The 7862-nt window shown below is 63.5% G+C and carries 6 protein-coding genes and 1 pseudogene; 2 read left to right on the top strand and 5 right to left on the bottom strand.

Translation table 11 applies throughout. The annotated features are described in order from the left end of the window. The 5 genes and pseudogenes from YA0848_RS18560 to YA0848_RS18540 all read right to left on the bottom strand — a co-directional run. Nucleotides 1-158: pseudogene (locus tag YA0848_RS18560) on the bottom strand (arabinose ABC transporter substrate-binding protein); the annotation flags it as partial. Between the two features lie 37 nt (nt 159-195). Continuing rightward, nucleotides 196-1059, bottom strand: coding sequence for an SMP-30/gluconolactonase/LRE family protein (locus YA0848_RS18555; RefSeq protein ID WP_169903972.1), 864 nt, complete (start codon nt 1057-1059; stop codon nt 196-198). A gap of 27 nt (nt 1060-1086) precedes the next feature. Continuing rightward, complete coding sequence (locus YA0848_RS18550) at nt 1087-2667, bottom strand: aldehyde dehydrogenase (NADP(+)) (protein WP_169903973.1); 1581 nt, start codon at nt 2665-2667, stop codon at nt 1087-1089. A gap of 10 nt (nt 2668-2677) precedes the next feature. Then, complete coding sequence (gene araD1 / locus YA0848_RS18545) at nt 2678-3670, bottom strand: AraD1 family protein (RefSeq protein ID WP_040267945.1); 993 nt, start codon at nt 3668-3670, stop codon at nt 2678-2680. A gap of 16 nt (nt 3671-3686) precedes the next feature. Further along, on the bottom strand, nt 3687-5009 hold the full coding sequence (locus YA0848_RS18540; RefSeq protein WP_047882523.1) for an MFS transporter: 1323 nt from the start codon (nt 5007-5009) through the stop codon (nt 3687-3689). 194 nt (nt 5010-5203) lie between these two features. Between YA0848_RS18540 and YA0848_RS18535 the strand changes: the two genes are divergently transcribed. Both YA0848_RS18535 and YA0848_RS18530 read left to right on the top strand, forming a co-directional pair. Next, the gene (locus tag YA0848_RS18535; protein WP_034112990.1) at nt 5204-6940 is read left to right on the top strand and encodes an IlvD/Edd family dehydratase; all 1737 of its coding nucleotides are present in this window, start codon (nt 5204-5206) and stop codon (nt 6938-6940) included. A 48-nt stretch (nt 6941-6988) separates the two neighbouring features. After that, on the top strand, nt 6989-7711 hold the full coding sequence (locus tag YA0848_RS18530) for a FadR/GntR family transcriptional regulator (protein ID WP_034096881.1): 723 nt from the start codon (nt 6989-6991) through the stop codon (nt 7709-7711). The last annotated feature ends 151 nt before the right edge of the window (nt 7712-7862 follow it).

The raw sequence follows: 7862 nt of genomic DNA, 5'->3' as shown, positions 1-7862 counted from the left end.
GCGAAGGCCCACTCGGTCTGAAACCAAGGTTCTTCGGCTTGTTTGACCAGGAAGCCGATTTTGACTGTATCAGCGGCCAGCACCAGCCCACTCAAGCTCATGGCCGATACCGCCACAGCGGCGCAGCACAGGGAACGGATACCACGACGACGATTCATACGGGTGACTCCTTGTTATTGTTGTTAGCGCTTGGGGTTAACCGGCAAAGCGATGGCAAGGTTTGCCAGGTACATCGACATCGATAGCCAGCACGGCACCGTCCAAGGGGTGATCCAGAGGACTGGCCGCACTGGTAATAAACAGGGTGGTGAGTTCGGGCCCACCAAACACGCAACTGGTGGGGCGGCTGACCGGCAGCTCGATGACTCGATCCACCTCGCCCGTGGGCGTCAGCCGCAGCAAGCAACCGCCGTCCCAGCGGGCGTTCCAGATATAACCGTTGGCGTCCATCGCCGAGCCGTCCGGCCCGCCACGCGGATGCGGACCAAACCACAGCGTGGGCGACTCCAGATGGCCGTTGGCCGAAATGCAGTGCCGGTAAAGCGCGCCGTCCAGGCTGTCACCGAAGTGCACCTGGCTGCCGTCGTCGCTCCACAGCAAGGTATTGGGGATACCCAACCCTTGCAGTAATGGCGTGACCGTGGCGTCGGCGTCCACGCGGAACAGGCCGCCGGAGCGCCGCGTGATCGGCAGGTCTTCACCCTGCTCGCCGATGTTGTTCTGCATGGTGCCCAACCACAGCCGCCCCTGGGCATCGCAACGCGCTTCATTGCCACGGTTGCCGGGGTGTGGATCGGCCTGGCACAGCAGGGTCAGGGCCTCGGTGGCCAGGTCCAGGCGGTAGACGCCACTGCTCAAGGTCACCAGCGCATCGCCGCGTTCGCAGGGGATGAACGCCGAGACATGCTCGGGCATCCGCCACACGCGCAGTTGCCCATCCATCAGGCGCAGCGCCTGTTTGCCGGCGATATCCACCCAATACAACGCCTGGGTCGGACCGTCCCAGAACGGGCCCTCCCCCAACTGCGCACGGTGTGCGGTCACTGCGCTCAACGACATATAGCCTCCTGGACGCGGGTTGGGTGTTTACAGCGGATCGCGCGACGGCGTGCCGTCCACCAAGCGCTGGATACGCAGCGGATTGGCATTTTTCAGCGCATCGGGCAGCAGGCTGTCAGGGTAGTTCTGGAAACACACCGGACGCAGGAAGCGGTCGATGGCCAGGGTGCCGACCGAAGTGCCACGGGCATCGGAGGTCGCTGGGTACGGACCGCCATGCACCATCGAATCGCAGACCTCCACCCCGGTCGGGTAGCCGTTGAGCAGAATGCGCCCGACCTTCTGCTCCAGCAGTGGCGTAAGTTCGGCGAACTGCTGCAAGTCGCCCGGCTCGCCGATAAGCGTCGCCGTCAGTTGCCCATGCAGGCCTTGCAATGCGGCCCTGAGCTGGGCCTGATCGGCGACTTCAACAAACACCGTGGTGGGGCCGAAGACTTCTTCCTGCAGTGCCTCATCGCCGTTGATCAATAAACTGGCGTCAGCCTTGAACAGCTGCGGCTGGGCCTGATTGCCGGATTGGGCATTGCCCGCCAGGTGCTGGATACCAGGGTGCGCGAGGAGTTTTTCCAGGCCCTTGCCATAGCTGCTCAAAGTGCCGGCGTTGAGCATGGTTTGCGCCGGTTGCTCGCCGATCAACTGCGCCACTTGCTGGGTGAATGCGCTGAATTCGGGCGAGGCGATCCCGATCACCAGGCCTGGGTTGGTGCAGAACTGGCCGCAGCCTTGCACCACCGAGGCGGTCAGGTCGCGGGCCACGGTGTCTGCCCGTGCCTGTAGGGCCTGGGGCAGCACGATCACCGGGTTGATGCTCGACATCTCGGCAAACACTGGGATCGGTTGCGGGCGCGCCGCCGCCATGTCGCACAGGGCGCGACCGCCTTTGAGCGAGCCGGTAAAGCCCACCGCCTGGATCGCCGGGTGCTTGACCAACGCTTCACCGACGCCGCCGCCGAAGATCATATTGAACACGCCGGCGGGCATCTCGGTGGCCTCGGCCGCGCGGATGATCGCATCGGCCACGCATTCGGCCGTCGCCATATGCCCGCTGTGGGCCTTGAACACCACTGGGCACCCGGCCGCCAGCGCGGCTGCGGTGTCGCCGCCGGCTGTGGAGAACGCCAGCGGGAAGTTGCTTGCACCGAACACCGCCACCGGGCCGAGGCCGATGCGGTATTGACGCAGGTCCGGACGCGGCAGTGGTTGGCGGTCCGGCAGGGCTTTGTCGATGCGCGCGCCGTAGAAGTCACCGCGCCGCAGCACGGTGGCGAACAGGCGCATCTGGCCGCTGGTGCGACCGCGTTCGCCTTTGATGCGGGCGGCCGGCAGCGCGGTTTCGCGGCACACCAACTCGACGAAATGATCACTCAGGGCATCCAGTTCGTCGGCAATCGCGTCGAGGAACTGCGCACGGCGCGCGGCGCTCAAGGCGCGGTACGCCGGGTACGCGGCGGCGGCGGCCTGGGCGGCGGCGTCGACCTCTTGCGAGGTGGCCTGGAAGAAAACCTGAGGCAAGGTTTCGCCGGTGGCCGCGTCGACGCTGTGCAGCTTGGTGCTGCCCTGGGCGCTGCGCTGGCCGCCGATGTAGTTGTGGCCGATAAACTGGGTCATGGTGCTCTCCTTAAAGGGTGACGACGTTGCCGGGTTCGAATACCGCATCGGCCTGGCCGACACTGTTGATCAGCGGCGCGCCGAACTCGGCCTGGCTGATCTCGAACACATCCCCCGGTTGGGTACGTATACCGTCGGCGAATGACAGCGTGGCGGTGCCGAAGAAATGAATATGCACATCGCCCGGCGTGAGGAACTGACTGTACTTGAAGTGGTGGTACTCAAGGTTTTCCAGGCTGTGGCACATGTTGGCCTCGCCGCTGAGGAATTCGTTTTCCCAGATCACCTGGCCGTCGCGCAGCAGGCGGCTGGTGCCGGCCAGGTGCTGGGGCAATTCGCCCACGCGCAGCTCGGGGCCATAGCTGCAACTGCGCAGTTTGGAGTGGGCCAGGTACAGGTAATTCTTGCGCTCCATGACATGGTCGGAGAACTCGTTGCCCACCGCAAAACCCAGACGATACGGCTTGCGGTCGTGGCCGATGACGTACAGGCCGCCGATCTCCGGCTCTTCGCCGGCGTCTTCGGCAAAGGGTGGCACCGGGAACGCCTGGCCAGGGCGCACCACGATGCTGCCGTCGCCTTTGTAGAACCATTCCGGTTGCACCCCCGCCTGACCGACGGCGGGCTTGCCGCCCTCCACGCCCCATTTGAAGATGCGCATGGTGTCGGTCAACGTGGCTTCGTCGCCGGCCTGTTGGTGCATTTTGTCGCGAGCGGCGGCGCTGCCCAGGTGGGTCAGGCCGGTGCCGCTGATCAGCATATGGGCCGGGTCCGGATGGTCCAGCGGCGGCAGGATCTTCTGTTCGGCGAGCAACGCGGCGTAGTCATGGCTGTCGCCCAAGCCCAGGCTGTCGACCTGCTGCTGCAATGAAGCCCCGGCTTCGATGGCGGCCAGCGCCAGTTCGCGCACGCTGCCGGCGCCCTGCACTTCGCGTAACCGGGTGCCATCGACAACGCCGACCCGGCGCTCGCCGTTATTGAGTTCGAACTGCACTAAACGCATCAGCTTTCTCCTTGAATTAAGTACGGGTGGCACCACGGGCGCTGGCGGCGAACTGGTCGGCCGGTAGCACATGTTTGCGCTCCAGCACGCGGTAGACCACGCCGGTCAACACCAGGCCGAACAGCATCACGCCGGACAGGAAATACAGGCCCGAGGCCAGGTTGCCGGTGTACTCCTTGAGCGCGCCGATCACGAACGGACCGATATAACCGCCCAGGTTGCCCACCGAGTTGATCAGGGCAATGCCCGCCGCTGCACTGGCGCCGGCGAAGAAACGCCCCGGCAAGGTCCAGAACACTGCGGTGCAGGAAAACATCGCGAACGCCGCCAGGCACAACGCCGCCATCTGCAGCACCGGCGCGCCGAGCCAGGCGCTGAAGAACAGGCCGGTGGCACCCAGTACATACAGCACGGCAAGGTGGCCGTAGCGATCATTCAAACGGTCGGAACTGCGCGGGACGATCAGCAGGCCGATGATGCCGAAGATATACGGCACGGCCGAGATAAAGCCGGTAACCAGGTCCGTGCCGCCGAACTGTTTGATCAGGGTCGGCAGCCACAGGCCCAGGCCATAGATGCTCAGGGTCACCGGCAGGTAGAACAGCGCCAGCAACAGCACGCGCTTGTCCTTGAGGGCATGCAGCGGGTTGCCGTGACGGGTCTGGCCGTAGGCCTGCAGATCTTTGGCCAGCTCGCCGGTGAGCCAGGCTTTCTCGTCCTCGCTCATCCATTTGACCTGTTTGGGGCCGTCCGGCAGCCAGCGCAGCACCGGCCAGGTCAGCAGGATCGCCGGGGTGCCGATCACGATGAACAGCCACTGCCAGCCATGCAGACCGAGGATGCCGTCCATGCCCAGCAGGCCGCCGGACACCGGGCCGGTGATCATCATGGCAATGGGTTGGGAAAGGATAAACAGGCCGAGGATTTTGCCGCGATGGCGCACCGGGAACCATTGGGTGATGTAGTACAGCACGCCGGGAAAGAACCCGGCTTCCGCCGCGCCGAGCAGAAAACGCATCACATAGAAGCTGTGCGGCCCCTGCACAAAGGCCATGCCGATGGTGATGGTGCCCCAGGTGATCATGATCCGCGCGAACCAGCGCCGGGCGCCGAAGCGGTCGAGCATCAGGTTGCTGGGAATCTCGAACAGGAAGTAGCCGATAAAGAACAGGCCCGCGCCCAGGCCATAGGCGGCGTCACCGATGCCGACATCGGCGCCCATGTGCAGCTTGGCGAAACCCACGGCGGAACGGTCCACGTAGGCGATCAGGTACAGCAGGATCAGGAAGGGAATCAGTTTCAGCGTGATGCGCCGAATAAGCCGCAGTTCCTGGCTCATGGGGGTCGATCTCCGATTGTTGTTTTTATAGAAGCTCGGGCGACGCCTCTCGCGATAACTCGCCAGGGCCACACCTCAGTTGAGATCGACTATATAGTAGTACTATTTACGAAACAACACTTCCAAATGGAAGATTTTGCGCTTATGTTTAGCCGCAGAGAGAACATATAGTCATACAATAAGAGAAATCGATCATGTCTGATAAAAAGCCCGGCCTACGCTCCGCCCAGTGGTTCGGTACTGCCGATAAGAACGGCTTCATGTACCGCAGCTGGATGAAGAACCAGGGCATCGCCGACCACCAGTTCCATGGCAAGCCGATCATCGGTATTTGCAACACCTGGTCGGAGCTGACTCCGTGCAACGCGCACTTCCGTCAGATCGCCGAGCACGTCAAACGTGGGGTGATCGAGGCCGGTGGCTTCCCGGTGGAATTCCCGGTGTTTTCCAACGGCGAGTCGAACCTGCGCCCTACCGCCATGCTCACCCGCAACCTGGCGAGCATGGATGTAGAAGAAGCCATTCGCGGCAACCCCATCGACGGCGTGGTGCTGCTGACCGGCTGCGACAAGACCACCCCGGCCCTGCTGATGGGCGCCGCCAGTTGCGACGTACCGGCGATCGTGGTGACGGGCGGGCCGATGCTCAACGGTAAGCACAAGGGCCAGGACATTGGTTCGGGCACGGTGGTGTGGCAACTGAGTGAGCAGGTCAAGGCCGGCACCATCACCCTGGATGATTTCCTCGCGGCCGAGGGCGGTATGTCCCGTTCGGCGGGCACCTGCAACACCATGGGCACCGCCTCGACCATGGCCTGCATGGCGGAAGCCCTCGGCACTTCCCTGCCGCACAACGCCGCGATTCCCGCAGTGGATGCGCGCCGTTATGTGCTGGCGCATATGTCGGGCATGCGTGCGGTGGAGATGGTGCGTGAAGACCTGCGCCTGTCGAAGATCCTCACCAAAGAAGCCTTTGAAAACGCGATTCGGGTCAACGCGGCCATCGGCGGTTCGACCAACGCGGTGATCCACCTTAAAGCCATTGCCGGGCGTATCGGCGTGGACCTTGAACTGGACGACTGGACCCGCATCGGTCGCGGTATGCCGACTATCGTGGACTTGCAGCCCTCCGGGCGTTTCCTGATGGAAGAGTTCTACTACGCCGGCGGCCTGCCTGCGGTGCTGCGTCGCCTGGGCGAAGCCAACCTGATCCCACACCCGAACGCGCTGACCGTCAACGGCAAGACCCTGGGCGAAAACACCCAGGATTCGCCGATCTACGGCCAGGACGAAGTGATCCGCACTCTGGATAACCCGATCCGCGCCGACGGCGGCATCTGCGTGCTGCGCGGCAACCTGGCGCCGCTCGGTGCAGTTCTCAAGCCGTCGGCGGCCAGCCCGGAATTGATGCAGCATCGCGGCCGTGCGGTGGTGTTCGAGAACTTCGACATGTACAAGGCGCGCATCAACGACCCGGAGCTGGAGGTGGACGCCAACTCGATCCTGGTCATGAAAAACTGCGGGCCCAAGGGTTATCCGGGCATGGCCGAAGTCGGCAATATGGGCCTGCCGGCCAAGCTGCTGGCCCAGGGCGTGACCGATATGGTGCGCATTTCCGATGCGCGCATGAGCGGCACGGCCTACGGCACCGTGGTGCTGCATGTGGCACCGGAAGCTGCCGCCGGCGGGCCCTTGGCCACGGTGCAGGAAGGTGACTGGATCGAGCTGGACTGCGCCAACGGCCGCTTGCACCTGGACATTTCCGACGCCGAGCTGGCGGCGCGCATGGCCGACCTCAAGCCGCCACAGGACCTGATCGTCGGCGGCTATCGCCAGCTATACATCAACCATGTGCTGCAAGCGGACCAAGGCTGCGACTTTGACTTTCTGGTGGGTTGCCGTGGAGCGGAAGTCCCACGGCATTCCCACTAATTGGGATGCTATGATGCCGCGAATTTAAGCCAGAGCATCCCGCCCGTTATGGATCACCAGCCGTCCAAGCCGCGCAAGAGCATGCATGCCCAGATCGTCCAGGACTTGGGCATGCACATCGTTTCCGGTCGCTTCAAGCCAGAAGAACGCCTGCCCATGGAGGCCACGCTCTGCGAGGAGTACAAGGTCAGCCGTTCGGTGTTGCGCGAGGCGACCCGCGTGCTCAGTGCCAAGGGCCTGGTGTACTCCAAGCCACGGGTGGGTGCGGTGGTGCGGCCACGGCTCAAATGGCACCTGCTCGACCCGGACGTGCTGTCCTGGTTGATGCAGTCCACGCCCCATAGCGAGTTTTTCAACACCCTGGCCGGTGTGCGGCGCATCCTCGAACCGGAAATCGCCGCCATGGCCGCGACCACCGCCACCGACGATGACATCGCCATCATCGAAAAGGCCTACCACGGCATGGAAACCGCGCAGACCCACGAACAGCTGCTACAGGCCGACCTGGACTTCCACCGCGCCATCGCCGACGCCACCCGCAACGACCTGCTGGCATATATGTGCAACATGCTGTCGCTGCCGTTGCGCGAATCGATCAACATCACCAACCGCCGCCCCGACATCCAGGGCCTGAGCCTGCCTCGGCATAAAGCCATCCTCACCGCCATCCAGAACCGCGATGCCCTGGGCGCGCGGCATGCGTCGCTCGTGCAGCTGGATGACACGCGGGTAGCGTTGGATACGGTGATGAATGTACTCACCCCGCTCTAAAGCCAAGTGAAAGGACAGGTGGGAGGGGGCTTGCCCGCTCCCACAGTTAAATTCCTCTGAGCCACCACCCGGCAACTCGGTGCATTTGGCCCCGATAGCCATAGATCCCTACACAGGTTTTAAGGCTGAAATAACTCTGTGGTAATGGAAT

It is taken from the genome of Pseudomonas sp. S4_EA_1b (genome assembly GCF_016307435.1).
Taxonomy (GTDB): Bacteria; Pseudomonadota; Gammaproteobacteria; order Pseudomonadales; family Pseudomonadaceae; genus Aquipseudomonas; species Aquipseudomonas rhodesiae.
Note: the sequence above shows the minus strand (reverse complement) of the source record. Positions and strands in the feature narration are given on the sequence as shown.

Excerpts from the sequence above, each read along its gene's own strand:
- araD1 (WP_040267945.1), bottom strand. The coding sequence starts at position 3,670 with ATGCGTTTAGTGCAGTTCGAACTCAATAACGGCGAGCGCCGGGTCGGC.
- YA0848_RS18530 (WP_034096881.1), top strand. The coding sequence starts at position 6,989 with ATGGATCACCAGCCGTCCAAGCCGCGCAAGAGCATGCATGCCCAGATC.
- YA0848_RS18555 (WP_169903972.1), bottom strand. The coding sequence starts at position 1,059 with ATGTCGTTGAGCGCAGTGACCGCACACCGTGCGCAGTTGGGGGAGGGC.
- YA0848_RS18540 (WP_047882523.1), bottom strand. The coding sequence starts at position 5,009 with ATGAGCCAGGAACTGCGGCTTATTCGGCGCATCACGCTGAAACTGATT.
- YA0848_RS18535 (WP_034112990.1), top strand. The coding sequence starts at position 5,204 with ATGTCTGATAAAAAGCCCGGCCTACGCTCCGCCCAGTGGTTCGGTACT.
- YA0848_RS18550 (WP_169903973.1), bottom strand. The coding sequence starts at position 2,667 with ATGACCCAGTTTATCGGCCACAACTACATCGGCGGCCAGCGCAGCGCC.